This window comes from Streptomyces sp. NPDC043908 (genome assembly GCF_056435525.1).
Genome location: NZ_JBWKEI010000009.1, coordinates 116,207 through 133,937 on the forward strand (window position 1 = coordinate 116,207; position 17,731 = coordinate 133,937).

The window sequence follows — 17,731 nt, forward strand, 5'->3', positions numbered from 1 at the left end:
GGGGAGGGGGGCCGTTGGGAGACGAGCGGTGTGGGGGGGGTGGGTGGGGTTTTTTTTGGGGGGGGGGGGGGGGGGGCGGCGGTGCGCCAGGCCCCCCCCGCGCCCGTGTTACCTGAGGGGCGCGGGGAACTGCGCGACCAGCCCGCGCCGGCCCGCAGACGAACGACGACGCATCCCGCGCCCCGCACAGCGCAGCGAATCGCTACTTCTCCAGGCAGAACTCGTCGATGGGGTAACCCACGTGCCGGTCCTCGCTCGGCAGGAACCCGAGCACCTTGTCCCCGGGCTTCAGCTCGGTGCTGTTGAGCACCACGCCCCCGGGTCCCAGGACCCGTACGTGCCAGTCGTCCTGGAGGATCAGGTTCACCTGCTGCCCGTTGGGCGCCACCGCGTCGATCGAGATCAGCGGCCGCGACTCGATCTTGACCCGGCCGACCGTGACGAGCCGCGTCTGGCCCTTGATGTCGACGGCGAGGACCTTGCTGCCGGCCTTCAGCTCGCTGAGGTAGTTGGTCCGCTCGTCCTTGGAGAGCGTGTACGAGTGGATCGCGCCCGCGTTGACCCGGAACGGCCGCGTCGGCATGTACGGCAGCGGGTGCGTCTCGCTGACGCACAGGATCATGCCCTTGGAGTGCGAGCCGACCAGGATGCCCTCGTCCTCGCGGAAGTACGTGCAGGTGTCCACACAGGCGCGCTCGCCCATGCCGATGTGCTCGGTGTGGCGCACCTCCAGCTCGACCAGGTTGAGGTCGGGCACGTCGGCGGTGGCGGCGGCCTTGAGGTGGGCCGCGTCGCCGACGGCCGCGGGCGCCATCATCACGCCGTCCGAGCCGTGCTCCAGGACACCGAAGATGATCTCGGCCTCCTCGACGTCCTTGGCCACCGTGATCATGCTGCCGGTGGCGCGGGCCGCCGCCGCGATCACGATCTCCAGCGGGATCTTGGTGGGGTCGCGGAAGAGCAGCACGCTCCACTTCTCGGTGCGCGCCGACTCGCAGGCGTCCTCCAGGGTCGGCGCGTCGACGATCTCCACGAAGCGCCCGAACTCCACCTCCGGGTGTTTCAGGGCGAGTTCGGCGGGGGTGATGCCGTGCCGGGCCGGGTCCACGATGACCACGGACGCGTCCCCGAACCCGTCGGGCAGCGGCTTGCCCTGGGGGAACAGCACCTTGGTGACGGTCGGCGGCAGGTCGGCGAGGTCGGCGGGGTCGTCGGCGACGATGCCCTCCAGCCGGTAGTGCAGGGCCTCCTGGAGGATGGCCTCCTTGGCCTCGCCGAGCGAACGGGCGTCGAGCCAGCTGAGCTTCATGGGGCGAACTCCTCTTAAGAGACGGGGGTCAGCGGTACGGCGGAGGCGTCGGCGACCGCGCCGGGCGCGGGCCGGTCGTGCGGATGCGGTACGGGTACGGGGTGGATGAGCCGGGCGACCTTGGCGGCCATGGCCCCGGGGTCCGGCGCGAGGAAGACGTTGCGGCCCATCGCCACCCCGCTGGCGCCGCCGCGCAGCGCCTCGTCCACATAGGCGAGCACCCGGGCCTCGTCGGGCTCCCGGGGGCCGCCCACGACGACGAGCGGGACCGGGGAGGCGGAGGTGATGTCGCGCATCTCCGCGACGGTCTCGGCGCAGACGGTCTTGACGACGTCGGCGCCCAGATCGGCGGCGAGCGAGGCCGCGTGGGCGATCAGCGCGGGGTCGCGCGGGTTGGTGATCTTCGGGCCGCGCGGGTACATCATGGCGAGCAGCGGCACGTTCCACCGGTCGCAGGCGTCCGCGACCGCGGCCATGTCCGCGATCTGCCGGCGCTCCTGGACGGAGCCGAGGTTGACGTGCACGCTGACCGCGTCCGCGCCCAGGCGCAGGCTCTCCTCGACGCTGGCGACCAGGTACTTGTCGTTGGGGTCGGGGGCGTGCACGGTACTGGCGCTCAGGTGCACGATCAGCGAGGTGCGGGCGAAGCGGGCGGAGTCGACGTACCGCAGGCTGCCCTTGTGCAGGACCACCGCGTCCACGCCGTTGTCCGCCAGCCGGCCGACCAGGTGGTCCAGGCGCTTCCCGCCGGTCAGCGGGCCGTCGGTGACCGAGTGGTCCAGCGGGACGATCAGCAGCCGGTCGCCGCCGTGGCGGTGGATCCTGCGCAGCCGCAACTGCCGTGCGAACGAATGGTGCAACATCAGCACAACCTCCTCGGTCGGATCAGGCGGGTACGGACGCGGTGACGCCCGTACCGGCGGTGAGCGCGGTCAGGCCGAACTCGTCGTGCAGGACCCGGGCGGCCCGTACCGCGTCGCCGTCCGGGACGGTCACCGAGATCCGCATCTGCGAGGTGGACACGGAACTGGGCGCGATGGCTGCCGACTTGAGGCACCGCAGCATGCGGGCGGTGCTGTCGGGGCGGCTGAGCAGCCCCGTACCGACGAGGGAGAGCTTGGTGATCCCCTCGTCGGACTCCATCGGCCGGCCCGGCGGTCCGGGGCGCCGCTCCAGGTAGTCCCGCAGCGGCTCCACGTCGTCGGTGTGCAGGGTGATGCCGATGTTCACGCCGGTGCTCTCGTCGGAGAGCGCGGCCATGTCGACGGTGAGGGACTCGCGGGCCAGGAACGCGAACACATCGGTCGCCGCGTCCGCGTCGCCCGCGTCGAAGCGCAGGGTGACCCGGGCCACGTCCGCGTCGAGGACCACTCCGGTGACGGTCGTCGGTGATTCGAGCATGTCGGCTTTCGTCTCCTCCCTGGCGGCGATCACGGTCCCGGGGCCGGGCCGTGCGGAGTGCTTGACGTGGATGTCGACCTTGCGCAGCGCCGCCAGCTCCACGGCCCGGGCGTGCATGACGCGGGCGCCGGCGAACGCCATCTCGGCCATCACGTCGACGTCGACGGCCGGCAGGACGCGGGCGCCGGGCAGCAGTCGCGGGTCGGCGGTGAACACCCCGTCGACGTCGGTGTAGATCTCGCAGTGGGCGGCGCCGAGTTCGGCGGCCAGGGCCACGGCGGTGGTGTCCGACCCGCCGCGCCCCAGGGTGATCACCTCGCGCCGGGCGGTCAGCCCCTGGAACCCGGCCACGACCGCGACCGCGCCCCGGGCGAGCACCTCGTCGATGCCGTCGGTGTCCACGGTGACGATCACGCCGCGGCCGTGCGTACCGGTCGCCAGGATGCCGGTCTGGGCGCCCACCAGGGACACCGCCCGCACCCCGGTCCGGTGCAGTGCCATGGCCAGCAGCGCGGCGGAGGCGTTCTCGCCGGTCGCGAGCAGCTGGTCGGTCTCGCGGCCGGCCGGGGGCGCCCCGACGGCCTCGGCCAGCCGGAGCAGCCGGTCGGTGGTCTTCCCCCGGGCCGAGACCACGACGACCACCGGACGGCCGGTCCGGTGCGTGGCCGCGACCCGCTGCGCCACGGCACGTACCTGTTCGATCGTGGCGAGCGAGCTCCCGCCGTACTTGTGCACCACGGGCCCGCGCCGGTCGGAGCGCGGGGAGCCGTCGGGGCGTGCCGGGCCCCCGGGGTGTTCGGGGCCCGGGGTGCCGGTGCGGTCAGGGCCGGGTCCGGCCGGGTCGTGCGGCGAGGGGGCCATGCGAGGGGTCACCTCCGCCGTTCGAGAGAGCCATGAAGCAGTCCTTTCACGCGGCTTCGGCGGGGCTTTCTCCCGGTTCCCCGTTCCCTTCCGGTCCGGCCCCACCGGCGGTGACGCTGCCAAAGACGCGTATCGGCCAGGTTTCACGCGGATATCGCGGCCGGGCGCACGGTGATACCGGACGCGAAATGCCCCGTGCCGGGGGCACGGGGCAGGAGGGAAAACGCTGGTGGGAACGGTGCCCACCCGATTTCGTCAGAGTTTCAACGTTGCCTGGAGACGGAGATTGGCCTGCTGCAAACTGGTCAGCCGGGTGCGCATCGCCAGGGTGTGGTCGCTCCAGGACATCTTCACCGCGCGGTGCGAGGCCTGCCGGATCAGGGACGCGACCGGAGCCGTACGGCCCGCCTCCACCGGGGCCGGACGGCCGGGCGCCTCCAGGGACGGATCCTCGGCCAGGATGGCCCGCTCCAGGGTGCGCAGCGACTCCCCGGGGTCGATGCCCAGCTCCGCCGAGAGCAGCGTCCGGGTCTCGCGGAACTGCCGCAGCGCGTCGGCCTGCCGCCCCGAGCGGTACAGGGCGAGCATGAGCTGGGCGCACATCTGCTCGCGGTAGGGGTTCTCGGCGACCTGCCGGTACAGCTCCCCGACGACCTTGCGGTGCCGCCCCATCTGGAGCTCCAGGTCGACGCACTCCTCCAGGACGGAGAGCTGCTCCTCGCGCAGCATGGTCGCGGCCTGGCGCAGCACCCTGCTCTCCAGGCCCGCCGCCACCGGTCCCTTCCACTGCGCCAGCGCCGAGCGGAACAGGTCGACGGCCTGCTCGGGCTGCCCGTCGCGGGCGGCCGAGCGGCCCAGCGCCGCCAGGTGCGCGAACCGGGCCAGGTCGAGCGCGGTGTTCGGCACCCGGATGCGGTACCCGGCCGGATGCGTCTCGATGAGGTCCCCCACGCCCGCCCCGACGAACTGGCGGCGGATGGCGGAGACGCAGATGCGCACCTGCCCCTTGGCGGAGGCGGGCGGGGTGTCCTCCCAGATGGCCTCCAGGAGCCGTTCGATCGGTACGACGTGTTCGGCTTCCAGTAAGAGCGTGGCGAGCAGTGCCTGTTGTCTGAATCCACCGAGGCGGACCTTTCGGCCCGCGCATTCGACTTCCAGTGGACCGAGTATTCGGAAAGTGAATGCCGGGTTTCCCGCTGACTGCATTGGCTGAGCCCTCCCCAAGTCGGCGTTCTAGCATCTCTTTTCGGCCTCTGGAGGTCGTTTCGGCCGCCAGGGGCAACCATTCCGGCCCGGCCGATGCGGCGGCCGGGCGGAACGTCTTCGGCAAGGATTTCAGATGGCCCGTGGAGTACCCGTGGAGCCGGTCGTGGCGCGCCCCCTCTACCGGGCCGGGGCGGCGGTGGGAGCGGGCGCGGCGGGGGCGGCGGCCGGCCGGTTGATCCGCAGGGAGAGCGCGAGGACGCCCAGCGCCACGATCCCCACGGCGAGCGCCGCGTAGCCGACGCCCGTGGCGCCGTCGGCGGAGTAGCCGGCGGCCCCGGCCACGCCCCCGGTGCTGATCCCGATGTAGATCGTGCTCTGGTGCAGGCCGAGCAGGAGCGGCGCGGACTGCGGCGCGGTCGCCACCAGCCGCATCTGCTGCGGCACGTTGATCATCCAGTGGCAGACGCCCCAGGCGACGGCCATCGCGAGGCCCGCGCCCAGCGACGTCGACAGCAGCGGGGTCAGGGTGGCGGCGGCGACCAGGAGCGGGGCGGCGACGGTGATGGTCCGCACCGGTCCGATCCGGTCGGTGAGGCGCCCGGTGAGCAGGTTGCCCGACACCGCCCCGATGCCGAAGCAGAGCAGGATCAGCGAGGTGCGGCCCGCGTCGCCGCCGGTCGCCTCGTCCATCACCTCGTCGATGTAGTTGTAGACCGTCCAACTGGTGCTCAGGCAGAGCCAGGTGGCGATCAGGGTGACCAGGACGCGCGGCTGCCCGAGCGGGGCGAGCCGGGCCCGCAGGGTCGTCGCCGCCTGCCCCTTCAGCCGTGGCACGGTCGCCGCGATCCCGGCCGTCGCCGCCGCGGTGAGCCCCACCACCAGCCACAGCGCCGCGCGCCAGCCCGCCTGGTCGCCCAGCCAGGCGCCCAGCGGCAGACCGAGCACGATGGCCGCGGTCAGCCCGCCCACCACCAGCGCCGCCGCCCGCCCGGCCCGCTCGGGCGGCACCATCGCCCGTGCCACGGCCAGGGAGTTGGCGGTGTACATGGACGCCCCGGCGCCGGCCACCACCCGCCCCGCCATGGCCCAGGAGTAGTCCCCGGCCACCGCGGTGAGCGCGTTGCCGACCGCGAAGACGCCGAGCGCGCCGAGCAGGAGCCGGCGGGGCGGCCGGTGGCCGGTGGCGGCGGCGAGCAGCGGCCCGCCGATCGCGTACGCCAGCGCGAAGGCGGTGATCAGCCAGCCCGCGGTGGTGCGGGAGACGCCGAAGTCGTCGGCCATGGGGTCGAGGATCGGCGCGATGATGAACGTGTCGACGCCCATCGCGAAGTTTCCCAACGCGAGGACGAGTAGGCGCAGACGCACGGTGACTCCTTCGGAGGGTGCGGTCAGGGGACGGGGGCCGCCCGTCGGGGAGGGGGCCGGGCGGGACACGGGCGCGGATGCGGTTACGGATACGGACGTACGGGCGCGGACGCGGATGCGCACAGGGGCGGGCGGGGGCCTCCTCATCCGTCGGGCAGGAGCTTGATCCCGGCGTCGCGGCCCAGGCCGAGCCGCTCGATGAGCTCCCGGCACAGCAGCGCCATCTGCTCCAGGACGTGCGCGTTGCGCAGATCGCCGGCGTCCAGGCCGCGCAGCCCCGCCCGGTCGATCAGCTCGATGACCGGGATCTTGGCGCTGTAGTCGTCGCCCGCCACGAACACGTCGAGATGGGCGCCGTCGACCCGCCCGGCGAACAGGGTGGCCGCGCACGTGGTGTTGAACGCCTTCACCACGGAGGACTGCGGAGCGGCCCGGGCGATCAGCTCGGTCATGCTGGGGCCCGCCCGGCCGAGCGCCGCCGCCCCGGCCTCCTCCACCGGGTTGGTGGTGTCGATGAGGATCTTCCCGGCGAGCGCGGCGCGGTGCCGGGTGACGAAGGCGAGGGTGTCCTCGCTGCCCATGGCGAGCGTGATGAGGTCGGCCTCCAGGACGCCCTCGACGTCATGGGCCTCGACCCGGCCCCGGGTGCCCGCGCCCGCCGCCGCGGCCGCCCGCACCGCGCGCTCCGGGGAGCGGTCCGCGAGCCGTACGGTCTCGCCCGCGAGCGCGAACTGCCGTGCCGCGGCCCGGCCCATGGGCCCTGCGCCGACCACCCCGATCCTCACGCCGGCACCTCGCTCGCCAGGGCCGCCGGGGCGATGTTGTGGTTGACGCGGAAGAGGTTGGCGGGGTCGTACCGCGCCTTGAGCGCGCCCAGCCGTGCGTACGCCTCGGGGGTGAAGGCCGCCCGGACCTGGTCGTCACCGGCCGAGGCGTCCAGGAAGTTGAGGTACTTCCCGCCGGTCGCCCAGGGCGCCAGCCGCTCCAGGAGCAGGTCGTCCTGCCCCGGTCCGGCCGGGCGCGGCCCGCCGGGGGCGACGGTGAGCAGGCAGAAGCGCGCGTCCCGGTTGCCCACCGCGTTCTCGTGCCGCACCGGCCGGCTCAGCGCCCCGCCGAGGTGGCGCAGCTCCACCAGGCCGAGCGAGCACCCGGAGTCCGGCCCGGCCGCCGCGAGCAGGCGTCCGGCCGCCGTCCGGTCCAGTCCGCCGAGCATCAGGGTGCGTTCGTGGTACGGGTAGGGCTCGGTCGGGTCGCCGTGGATCGAGGCGACGTCCGTGTACGGCATCTCCCGTACGGTGTCGAGCACGCGCGGCCCCGACTCCCGCAGCGGCGCCACCAGCCGGGCGCCCTCGGCGGCCGTGCCCGTGAACGCGATCCGCACCTGGACGACGAACCGGCCGCGGACCTCGCCGGGCAGCGCCGGGTCGTCGGGGAAGCGGACCAGCGCCAGCGAGGAGCTCATCTCCAGGGGCGCCGACGCCGTCCAGTCCAGCCAGGCGGGCAGCACGGCCGGGGCCGCCGCCCCGTCGAAGGTGAGCGCCCCGCCGTACAGCCGGGGCACCGGCATCAGGCCGATCTCCATCGAGGTGACGATCCCGAAGTTGCCCTTGCCGCCGCACAGCCCCCAGAACAGCTCGGGCTCCCGCTCCTGGCCCACCTGGCGCAGCTCACCGTCGGCGGTGACCACGTCGAGGCCGCGGACGTGGTCGGCCGCGTACCCGAAGGTGCGGGCCATCACCGCGAGGCCGCCGCCGAGGGTGTACGAGACGGCGCCGACCAGCGGGGACGAGCCGTTGAGCGGGGCCAGGCCGTGGACGGCGGCCTCGTGGACGACCTGCTCCCACCGCACCCCGGCGGCCAGCCGCGCGGTGCCCCGGTCCGGGGCGATGCGCAGCCCGGTCATCCGGCGGGTGGAGACGAGCACCGCGCCGTCGGCGGCCCGGGCCACGCCGTGGCCGGTGGCCTGGACCGCGACCGGCAGCCCGTGCCCGGCGGCGAACCGGACCGCCGCCACCACGTCCGCCGCCCCGGTCGCGCCCACCACCAGCGCGGGGCGGTGCTCCAGCAGGGTGTTGAAGCCCGCGCCCTCCCGCGCGTACCCGTCCTGCCCGGGAAGGAGGACCGGCCCCCGTACGGCCGCGGCGAGCGCGGCCACCTGGTCGGCGGGGAGGTGCGGGGGGTGCTGCACGGCAGGTCGCACGAGGGGTGCCTCCTCAATCGGGCGCGGGGTGGGGGGCGGGGCCGGCGTGTCCCATCGTCGGCGGCGCGGACCCCGGGGCGACATCCCGAGAACAAGGTGTTGCCGGGGCACCGCCCCCCTCAACTGAGGGGGGTGTGCGGGGCGTTCGGGTGCGGGAGCATGGAGGGGCAGACGCGCACCCGACGAGGCCCACCCGCACGCGAGGGGTGGCGAGCGAGGAGTACCGGCCCGTGACCGTGCCCAGGAACGCGAGCACCACCCACGCCATCGACACGCTCCTGACGGCCATCGGCGCGGCCCCCGACGCCCTCGCCCTGTTCGCGACCGCCTCCGAGCAGTTGCGCCGCCTCATCCCGTACGACGCCTCGGTGTGGCGGGCCACCGACCCGGTGACGGGGATGATGACCTCGCCGATCCGGGTGGAGAACCTCACCGAGGAGGGCTGCTCGGTCTACTGGGAGTCCGAGCTGCTCACCGAGAACATCAACCTCTTCCGCGACCTCGCCCGCGCGCCGCTGCCGGTGGCGGGACTGCGCGAGGCCACCGGAGGACTGCCCGGCCGCAGCACCCTCTACCGCGACTTCCTGGCGCCGCGCGGCCTCGACGACGAGCTGCGCGCCGTGCTGCGGGTCGGCGGCCACCCGTGGGGTCAGGTCAGCCTCTTCCGGGCGCAGGGCGCGCCGGCGTTCGGCGCGGACGACGCGCTGGTGGTCAAGGAGCTCTCCGCCGCGATGGCCCGGCGGCTGCGGTCCTTCACCGAACCGTCCGCGGAGCCGACCCCGAGCCACGGTCCGGGCCCCGGCCTGCTGCTCTTCGACGCCTCGGGCGGTCTCCTGTCGGTCAACGACGAGGCCCGCGAACTCCTGGACGACCTGCTGCCCGGCCCCTCGACCCCGACCCCGCTGGGGGTGGCGGTCCCGGCCTGGATGCACAGCACGGCGAGCAAGGCCCGGGCGATCGCGGCGGGCTGGGACAAGGGCGTGGCGCGGGTCCGGGTGCGCAGCCGGGGAGGCCGCTGGCTGGCCTGCCACGCGTCCTGCCTGCGCGGCGCGGACGGCGAACTGGGCGCGTCGGCCGTGGTGATCGAGCGCGCCTCCATCTCGGAGGTGGCCCCGCTGATGGTGAAGGCGTACGAACTGACCGACCGCGAACTGGAGATCACCCAGCACATCGCGCGCGGTCTGGGCACCGCGGAGATGGCCGGGAAACTGTTCCTCTCGCCGCACACCGTCCGCGACCATGTGAAGGCGATCTTCGAGAAGGTCCGGGTGTCCAGCCGCGGCGAACTGGTGGCGAAGCTGTTCACCGAGCACTACGCGCCGCTGGGGGAGGAGTCGGAGCAGCGGGTGTGGGGGTGAGGGGGCGCGCCGGGCGGGCCGGACGCCGCGCCCCGGGGGCGCGGACCGGGGGCCCGATCGCCGGATCACCATGACTCCCCCCTTCCGCCTCCACACAACGCGCACATATCTTGGGCGCGGAACGCTGAGGGGGGTCGCCGATGCGTATCGCTGAGGCCGACGCGTCCGGGGGGAGGCTTGTGGTGGCGAAGGGCACGGCGGCTGCGGCGGCACACGGGGAGCCCGGCGGCGAGCACGGCGGGGACGGCAGCGGGGGAGCGTTACGGATCCTCGAACTCCTGGCGGCCCAGGCGCCGTTGGACGCCATGGAGGAAGTCCTGCTGCACGCCCACGACCGGGGCGCGACGGCGGAGGAGCTGGCCCTCGTCCACCGGGCGGGCCGCCTGGGACGTACGGTCCACGGCCTGCTCGACCGCCGCCGCCGGCGCGAGGCGGACCTGGCGGCCCTGCTGGACACGGCCCGCGAACTGGCCTCGTCCTGCGACGTGGACGGCCTGGTGAAGACGGTCGCCCACCGCACCCGGGCGCTGCTCCACGTGGACATGGCGTTCGTGGCCCTGCTCACCACGGGCTCGGGCGACTCGGTGGTACGGGCGTCGGCGGGCGCCACCACCTCCCTCCACATCGGCCTGCACCTCTCGGGCGAGAACGGCATCGGGGCGGTGGTCAGGGCCACGGGCGCGCCCTTCTGGACGCCCGACTACCACGCGGAGACCCGGATCGAGCACGACGCGGCCCTGGACGCGGCGATCGCCCGCGAGGGCATCCGCTCGGTGCTGGCGCTGCCCCTGCACCACGCCAGCGGCACGGTGGGCGTGCTGTACGCCGCGCACCGGGACGTACGCCACTTCGAGCCCGACGAGGCCGCCCTCCTCGGCTCCCTCGCGGACCTGGCGGCGGCCGCCGTCGACAAGGCCCAGTGGCTGGAGCTCTACAACGCCGAGGTGGCCAAGCTGGAGGAGCACAGCGCGCTGGCGATGGAGACGATCCTGAAGGAGCGCTCGCTGGAGGCGGTACGCGACCACATCATCGGCTTCGCCCTGGCCGGCCGGGGCGTGGCGGGCCTGGCGGCGGAGGTGGGGGTGCTCCTCGACGCCGAGATCCTGGTCCGCGACCACCGCGGCCGCGTCCTGGCGGGCCGCGAGGACCCCTGGCCGGACCTCCCCGCCCCCGCCCCGGCCCCCCGCACCCCCCAGCTCCTCGACCACGACACCTGGCAGGCGGCGATCTGGGCGGGCCCGACCTGGCTGGGCCACGTCCTGGCCCGCCCCCGCACGGCCCTCACCCCCGAGGGCGAGCGGATGCTCGCCTACGCGGCCCAGGCGGTGGCGCTCGCGGTCGGGGTCGGGACGGGGAGAGGAGCGGCGGGGGTCGGGGGGTTCGACAGTCATTGCGCGTGAGGCGCCGGGCGGCCCCGCCGGGGCCGCGGCGTCAGGACGGGTCGCCGTACAGCAGTCCCCGCCCGTTGGTGCCGACGTACACACGGCCGTAGACGTCGGGGTCACCGGTGACGACGCCGGTGCCGGCGAAGTTGCCCCACTGGTGGGCGTCGTCGTTGACGCGCAGCCAGCTCGCGCCCCGGTCGGTGGAGCGGAACACTCCGGCGACGTCCTTGACCGTACCGATCAGATAGAGCGCCTGGTAGGAGGCGCCGGGCGCGGCCTTGCCGAAGCCCAGCGCGGAGGCGGACCGCACCCCGGCGACCGGGGCGAACGTACGGCCGCCGTCGGTGGAGTGCAGCAGCCCCTTGCCCCCGCCGGAGACCCACAGGTCCCCGGCGACACCGGGAACGGCCGCGAGCCGGCCCTCGGGCAGTCCGGTGGCGCGGGCCGAGAAGGTCGCGCCCCCGTCCGTGCTGGCGTGGAGCGTGCCGCCGGACAGCGAGTAGAAGGTCTTGGCCGAGGAGCGGTCGGCGACGACGACGGCACCGGTGCCGAGCCCGCCGACCCGCGACCAGGTCCTGCCCTTGTCCAGCGACCGGTACGGGGCCTGACCGGCCTCGGTCCAGACGATGACGGAACCGTCCGCCGAGAGCGCGACCTGCCCGCTGTGGGCGCTGCCGACCGGCTCCGACCCGAAGCCCGTCCAGGTGCGGCCGCCGTCGGCGGAGTACGCCCCGTCCTGCGCGCCGCCCCGGCCCACGCGGACCATCACCGAGGGGTTGGACTGCGCGAAGTCGATGTCGGTGCTGTTCGTCATCACCGGGTTCTTCACCTGCGCGCCGGGCACCTGGAGCGAGTCGTGGCGGAAGCCGCCCTGGTCGCCCATGGAGGTGATGACGGCGGCGCCGCCGGGCGGGGCGACCGCGTCCGCCAGCGCGGTCTCCTCCAGCCCCCGGGCGCCCACGGTCCAGTGGCTGGTGCGGCCGCTGTCGACGGCGTCGGCGTCCTTGCTGCCCCAGATGCCGTTGCCGGTGCCGTACAGCACGTGCCCGGAGTCGAAGGGGTCGATGGCCAGGGCGGTCATCCAGTGCCCGATGCCGGTACCGACGTAGGGAGCGGCGGAGGCGTCCCGTACCGACGTCGAGCCCAGGGCCTTCCAGCTCGCCCCGCCGTCGGTGGTCCGGTAGATCTCGTCCTCGGGCCACCAGCGGTCGAGGGTGGTGACCATCACCGTCGACGGCTTGCGCGGGTCGACGGCGAGACCGGAGAACCCGTAACTGCCCCGCGACGGGGAGACGTTCTTCCAGGCGCCGCCCTTCGGCGCGTACTTCCACACAGAGCCGCCCGTCACGCCGTTGGGCCCGAGGGCGTCGGTGTACGTCAGGTACAGCGAGCCGTCACCGGAGACCACACCGTGCTGCGGCAACTGCCCGGTGGGCTGCCCCGGGACGGCCTGCCAGGTGCCGCCGCCGTCGGTGGAGCGGTACAGGGAGGCGGACTTGTCGGCGACACCGACGTAGACCGTCCCGCTCCCGGCGGGCCCGTACGTCACGAAGGAGACGCCCGCGCCGCTGCCCGCCCCGCCCTTCACCGGGAACGAGGAGACCTGCCCCCACGTCACCCCGTGGTCGGTGCTGCGCCACAGCCCGTTCTTCCGGGTGCCCAGCAGCAGGGTCCCGGGATGCGCGGGGTCGATCGCGAGCCGCTCCCCGGCGCCGCGCCCGTCCTCGTTTCCGCCGATCTTGAAGGGCAGATCGGTGCGCTGGAAGGTGCGGCCCCGGTCGGTGGAGCGCAGGATCGCGCCGTTGCCCGCCCACTCGTTGGTGTAGGTGCCGGCGGAGAGGTAGAGCCGCGCGGGGTCGACGGGGTCGGTGGCCAGCGAGTCGATGCCCAGCAGGTTCCAGTCCTTCTCGCCGATCCAGTCGGTGAGCGGGATCCACTGCGCGGCGGCGGCGTCCCAGCGGTAGGCGCCGCCCATGTCGGTACGGGCGTACAGCAGGTCCTTCTCGCGCGGGTTGAACACCAGGCCGGTGACGTAACCGCCGCCGACGACCTGGGCGTTCTTCCAGGTGTACGGCCCGGCGGCGGCGGTTGCTGCCCCGCTCCCGCTCCCACTCCCGCTCCCGGTGGCCGGTGCCTCGCCGACCCTGACCAGCTTCCACTGCTGGTTGGTGCTGCCCTTGCCCGGATACTGGACGACGGCGGCGCCCTCCGCGGAGGAACCCCCCAGCACGTCCAGGACCTGCCCGCTGCGGCGGGAGGTGAGGGTGACGGCCCCCGAGCCCGCGTCGTCGATCCGCCACTGCTGGGAGGCGGCGGCCCGGTCGGTCTGCTGCTCGGCGGCGGCGGCGCTCGCGGTGGAGTCGCGCGCTATGCCGAGCACCTTGCCGCTGTTGCGGTTGACGAGCTCGTAGTAACCGCCCCCGGCGGACTTCAGCTTCCACTGCTGGTTGGCGGTGTGCTGGTCGGTCCACTGCTGGATCCGGGTGCCGTCGGCGGTGGAGAACGCGTTGACGTCCAGCACCTTGCCGCTGCGCACGGAGACCAGCTGGTAGTAGGCGTCAGCGTCGACGGTCGCGGCCTGCGAGTCGTCCTGGACGAACAGGAAGTACGGCAGCACGATGGCCGGCACGCCGAGCATCAGCCCGGTAGCGGTCCAACGACGCCGGTGGCGCCCGCGACGGGCGCGGGGGCCGGGGGTGCGGGTGTCCACGGATCTGCGTAGGGGTTCATTCACGGCGGGTCGATCTCCTTGCGGCCGTACACCAGGGACAAGACGGATCGCCGACGAGCGGGACTTGTCGATCGGATCCGGTTGGGGGTCAGTGGTCAGTGGTCGCTGGGGTGGGGGGAGGTTGCCGTGGGGAGGGGTTTCTTGGGGGGACTTTTCGGGGGGCGGGTTTCTGAGCGCCCTCAACGACGTCGGCCGGCCATCCACGACCGTCCCCCGGAGCCGTCGCCTCGGAGCCGACCCTCGGACCTGACCGGCCCGGCAGCGGTACGTCCGCGATCGCGAGCGCGACACAATCAGGTGAACGTCCCGTACGCGGCCCGCCCCCGGCCCGGCCGCCCGTAACCTGCTCCCGAGATGACGACCGACTTCGCCGACGAGGCCCGCAGCCGCACCGCCCGCCTGCTCCGGATGGCCGCCACCACGGACGATCGGGTCCGGGACCAGATCGTCGAGTACGCCGCGACGACCCCGGACCCACCACCGCTCGGCCCCCACGGGATCCAGACCCGTGGCTGCGGCCGGTGCCGACGCACGATGTGGGCGCAGCGGGACTATTGGGTCTGCGCGTCGTGCGGGCATGTGGAGGATGCGTAGGCGGGCGGGCTCGCGCGGGGTGCGGGTGTACGCGGCCGGGCCGGGGTCCTGCCGACGGGTCCTGCCGAGGACTGCGGTACGGAATCTGGCGGGGTGGTGAGGCTCGGGCTCGCCTCATGCGTGGGGAGCGCTGGGAGCGCGGTCGCGGCGAGATGGCGCTGCCGGGCGATGCTGTGTTCCCGCTGGCCAGTAAAGCGAGGCGAGCCGCTTGGTCCGGCTGGTGGGTCAGATGTGGCCGAGGTCGATTTCCACCGGGAAGGGAGCCGCGGCCTTGAGGACGCCGGTGAACACCTCTCCGTCCCGGTAGGCGCTCGTCGCGGGATCGGGCTGGACCCGACCCGCAAGCAGTAGGCGTCAACGCCCCCTCGCGCCTTCAGGCGGGAGGAGGGCCCTTCCCCGTGCGTCGAGCACGCCTGCTCATCCGAGGTACGGACCGCCCTGACGCTCGCACGCGTGCTGAAGGCGGAGACGCTGCGTGTGGTGCATCGGCAGCGCGTCCAGCTCGGCGACCTTCACCCACCGCAGTTCCGTCGACTCGTCCGAGATCTCCAATGTGCCGCCGATGACACGTCCCCGGAAGCACACATTGAACTGGCGCCGTACCTCACCGTCCGAGTAGGCGATGATGTGCCGCGGGTCGGTATAGGTGCCCACGAGCCCGGTGATCTCAATGTCGAGCCCCGTTTCCTCCTTTACCTCCCGGACGGCGGCGCCCGGCAGTGAGTCGTTCATGTCCATGCCGCCCCCGGGCAGCGCCCAGAGGTCGTTGTCCCGGCGCCGCTGGAGCAGGATGCGCCCCTGCCCGTCGGTGACGACCGCCGAGGCTGCCACCACCAGGCTGTTCGGCTTGGGCGCGGCGGGGTCGTCGTAGTACTCGGTACGGCGGGACATCCCGTTACTCCTCCACTGGCTTGGACGTGTTCCACACGGCTGCGAAGCTGGTTGCGTAGGTGTCGAACAGGCCGCCGTCCTCCGCCCGTCGGAGGTGCCACACGGGGGCGTCGTAGGCGTTGACTCCCCATACGTGCCCGTTGACGAACATCTGATCGTCTGCCCGGTAGATGGAGTTGTAGAGCGTCGTCGTATGAGTGCGCACCTCGATGCCAGGCACGGCCAGCAGCGGCCGGTAGTGCATGAGGGCCAGTCTGCACCGGGACTCGATGCCGTGCCCGAATCTCTCTTCCTGGCCGCGGCGCCGCACGGTTTCACTGCCCGCATCACCGAGCGCGATGCGTACCCGGCAGCCGTCGCGGGCGCGTTCCTCCAGCAGGTCGCTCAGCCGCGGGTAACCCTCGTGCAAGAACACCGCCGCGTAAACCAGGACGTCCAGGTGCCGCCTCGCTTGGGCGAACAGATCGACATAGGCAGATATCGGCAGGTCGGCGCGCCGCTGGAATAGGCCCGCCAACTCTGGTCCGATGGTGCGTGCCTTTCGCGGCTGTCGCAGCGCGGGCCACAGGGCGTGAACATCCTCCCCGAGCAGTTCGGCCGCCTGCACTGCGGTAGTCCGGCGGGGCACCCGGTCCAAGCGCACCCAACGCTCGACGCTCTTGGGGTCGATTCGCACCTGCTTCGCGAGGCTCTCGTAGGTGTGCCCCCCTGCCGCCAGCGCAGCGCGGAGACGCTCATTCGGCATGACTTCCTCCCGCACCAACCGCCACCACCCGTAGGGACGTTGTACCCCACTCAGGACGTCCTGGAGTGTTCGTTGAGGGAGGTTCCCCCGTCCTGGCGCCCGCTATGACGATCGCTGTACCGACAAAACCCCGGCGACCGCGTGAACGGTCCCGGGGCGTGGCCGACTGTGAAGGAGTCGACATCATGGACCGTACTGTCTCGGGCGCACCACGGGCAGTCCCCCCGGACCCGACCCAATACCGCCGGTGCGCGGTGTGCGACGAGCCAGGCGCCGGCATCCCCGCAACCATGACGGTCAGCGCGTACGGAAATGTCGAGATCCAGTACGTACACCACAGCTGTGCGGCTGTGGCCGAGGCGACATCGTGACGCCCGCCGATTGGCTCGCCTCCGCACACCCCGCCCCCGAGGCGGCCCGCCGCGAGTGGAGCACGGGCGGGATCGCCCTGATCCCCACGGGACGCGCCTTCGACGCCGTACGCCTGTCCTCGGACATCGTCCACTCAGCGGCCGGCAGCGCACCCGAGACGGTCGCCGCCATCCTCGGGGAACTCCTCGACGGACCCGTCATTCACGACGCCTACCAGCCCGGCCGCTGGTACTACGCCCTGGTCGAGGTCGGAGCCTGCACCCAGCTCAAGGCGCTGGACGCCTTCCGCCTCGACCCCGGGACCTGGCTCGGTGTTCCCGCGATCGACCGCACAGGCCGCCCGGGCGCGTACTGGGTCCGCCCGCCCCAGCACCGCGAGGACTGGTGCGATCCGGCGGGGGTCGCTGAGCTGATCCGCCTGGCTCGGACATTCCTTGACCAGCGCGGCGAGCTCGGATCCGCAGGCCCGGAGCTGGGCAGCATCGAGCAGACCTGCCGCAAGCTCCTGGCCGAGCAGTGCACCAGCGAGCCTACGTACGAGGACGCGTCCGACTCGGTGATGCGGGCACGCGGGTGTCTGATGGTCGTGCTGCCGGTCCTTGAGGACGCGGTGGCCCGGCTGCCTCTGTCCGACCGGACACGGTCCCGGGCCCCGGTCATGATCGCGCGTGCTCACGAGCATCTGGCCCAGGACTGCTCCTCGGTGAACCTGGCCCGCCAGTACGCCCATGTGCAGCGCCTGGCGCGGTGCTGCCTGGAGCAGGTGGATCTGCTGCGCGAGCTGGATGCGTCGGCCGTCGCCCGATAACCACCCGCCCCCGGCCGCTGTTGGTCACGACACCCGGGGGCGGGTGCTGGTCCATTGGATGCGGCCCCGACCCGCGGCGGCATCAAGATCGGCGGGTCGATATTTGGTAGATCAAATCTGGGGGGAGACCGTTTTCAGCACGGGTGAGACCGTAGGCAGAACGGGAGCTACGTGAAGGGCCAGATCGGGAAAGGTGTCCCGATCCGGCCCTTTGCCACGTAGTGGCTGGTAGCACTGGTGCCCCCGGCAGGATTCGAACCTGCGACACCCGCTTTAGGAGAGCGGTGCTCTATCCCCTGAGCTACGGAGGCGGGGATCTGTCGGCCCTCGTGTCGAAGACCCGATCGCGGACGCGATCCCGTTCCTTGACACGTTCGGACAGATGGGTGATCAACCGGACGAGCGACTGATCGCCGCCGCCAGTGTAGCGGGTGGCGTGCTCGGCGTACGGGGAGATGCCGTGCGCTGGGGGAGCCCGGTCAGGGGGCCGGTGCAACGGACCCGT

At 73.1% G+C, this 17,731-nt stretch carries 14 protein-coding genes and 1 tRNA gene; 4 read left to right on the forward strand and 11 right to left on the reverse strand.

Translation table 11 applies throughout. The features are described from left to right. Positions 1-202: 202 nt before the first annotated feature. The 7 genes from griH to AC069K_RS20815 form a co-directional block, all read right to left on the reverse strand. Positions 203-1,309 (reverse strand): 3-amino-4-hydroxybenzoic acid synthase, encoded by a 1,107-nt coding sequence (gene griH / locus AC069K_RS20785; RefSeq protein ID WP_365112885.1) that lies wholly within the window; start codon positions 1,307-1,309, stop codon positions 203-205. Between the two features lie 14 nt (positions 1,310-1,323). Continuing rightward, the gene (locus AC069K_RS20790; protein ID WP_365112882.1) at positions 1,324-2,172 is read right to left on the reverse strand and encodes a 2-amino-3,7-dideoxy-D-threo-hept-6-ulosonate synthase; all 849 of its coding nucleotides are present in this window, start codon (positions 2,170-2,172) and stop codon (positions 1,324-1,326) included. 22 nt (positions 2,173-2,194) lie between these two features. Further along, positions 2,195-3,571 carry an aspartate kinase gene (locus AC069K_RS20795; protein WP_478618337.1) on the reverse strand — a complete coding sequence of 459 codons (1,377 nt, stop codon included), beginning with the start codon at positions 3,569-3,571 and terminating at the stop codon, positions 2,195-2,197. Between the two features lie 255 nt (positions 3,572-3,826). After that, entirely contained in the window at positions 3,827-4,777 is a 951-nt protein-coding gene (locus AC069K_RS20800; protein WP_365112877.1) for an AfsR/SARP family transcriptional regulator, read from the reverse strand. Positions 4,778-4,954: 177 nt separating this feature from the next. Continuing rightward, positions 4,955-6,142, reverse strand: a complete 1,188-nt coding sequence (locus AC069K_RS20805; RefSeq protein ID WP_365112875.1) for an MFS transporter — start codon at positions 6,140-6,142, stop codon at positions 4,955-4,957. Positions 6,143-6,285: 143 nt separating this feature from the next. Further along, positions 6,286-6,927, reverse strand: a complete 642-nt coding sequence (locus tag AC069K_RS20810) for an NADPH-dependent F420 reductase (protein WP_358833961.1) — start codon at positions 6,925-6,927, stop codon at positions 6,286-6,288. Beyond that, on the reverse strand, positions 6,924-8,342 hold the full coding sequence (locus AC069K_RS20815) for an FAD-binding oxidoreductase (RefSeq protein WP_478618343.1): 1,419 nt from the start codon (positions 8,340-8,342) through the stop codon (positions 6,924-6,926). The genes AC069K_RS20810 and AC069K_RS20815 overlap by 4 nt, the downstream gene beginning before the upstream one ends. A 230-nt stretch (positions 8,343-8,572) precedes the next feature. Here AC069K_RS20815 and AC069K_RS20820 point away from each other — a divergent pair, with 230 nt between their 5' ends. Then, complete coding sequence (locus tag AC069K_RS20820) at positions 8,573-9,700, forward strand: helix-turn-helix transcriptional regulator (RefSeq protein ID WP_365112868.1); 1,128 nt, start codon at positions 8,573-8,575, stop codon at positions 9,698-9,700. Positions 9,701-9,840: 140 nt separating this feature from the next. Continuing rightward, entirely contained in the window at positions 9,841-11,100 is a 1,260-nt protein-coding gene (locus AC069K_RS20825; RefSeq protein ID WP_365112865.1) for a GAF domain-containing protein, read from the forward strand. 31 nt (positions 11,101-11,131) lie between these two features. On the opposite strand, the gene AC069K_RS20830 is transcribed toward AC069K_RS20825, so the two are convergent. Further along, positions 11,132-13,819 (reverse strand): RICIN domain-containing protein, encoded by a 2,688-nt coding sequence (locus tag AC069K_RS20830; protein WP_478618348.1) that lies wholly within the window; start codon positions 13,817-13,819, stop codon positions 11,132-11,134. A gap of 351 nt (positions 13,820-14,170) precedes the next feature. Between AC069K_RS20830 and AC069K_RS20835 the strand changes: the two genes are divergently transcribed. Next, entirely contained in the window at positions 14,171-14,410 is a 240-nt protein-coding gene (locus tag AC069K_RS20835; protein WP_358833966.1) for a hypothetical protein, read from the forward strand. Between the two features lie 417 nt (positions 14,411-14,827). On the opposite strand, the gene AC069K_RS20840 is transcribed toward AC069K_RS20835, so the two are convergent. Further along, positions 14,828-15,301, reverse strand: coding sequence for an NUDIX hydrolase (locus AC069K_RS20840; RefSeq protein ID WP_365112859.1), 474 nt, complete (start codon positions 15,299-15,301; stop codon positions 14,828-14,830). A 4-nt stretch (positions 15,302-15,305) separates the two neighbouring features. Further along, the gene (locus AC069K_RS20845) at positions 15,306-16,046 is read right to left on the reverse strand and encodes an XRE family transcriptional regulator (protein WP_365112856.1); all 741 of its coding nucleotides are present in this window, start codon (positions 16,044-16,046) and stop codon (positions 15,306-15,308) included. 367 nt (positions 16,047-16,413) lie between these two features. Between AC069K_RS20845 and AC069K_RS20850 the strand changes: the two genes are divergently transcribed. After that, entirely contained in the window at positions 16,414-17,226 is an 813-nt protein-coding gene (locus AC069K_RS20850; RefSeq protein WP_478618355.1) for a DUF6415 family natural product biosynthesis protein, read from the forward strand. Positions 17,227-17,461: 235 nt separating this feature from the next. Here the strand turns inward: AC069K_RS20850 and AC069K_RS20855 are convergent. Then, positions 17,462-17,537 (reverse strand) — tRNA-Arg (locus tag AC069K_RS20855). Positions 17,538-17,731 lie beyond the last annotated feature (194 nt).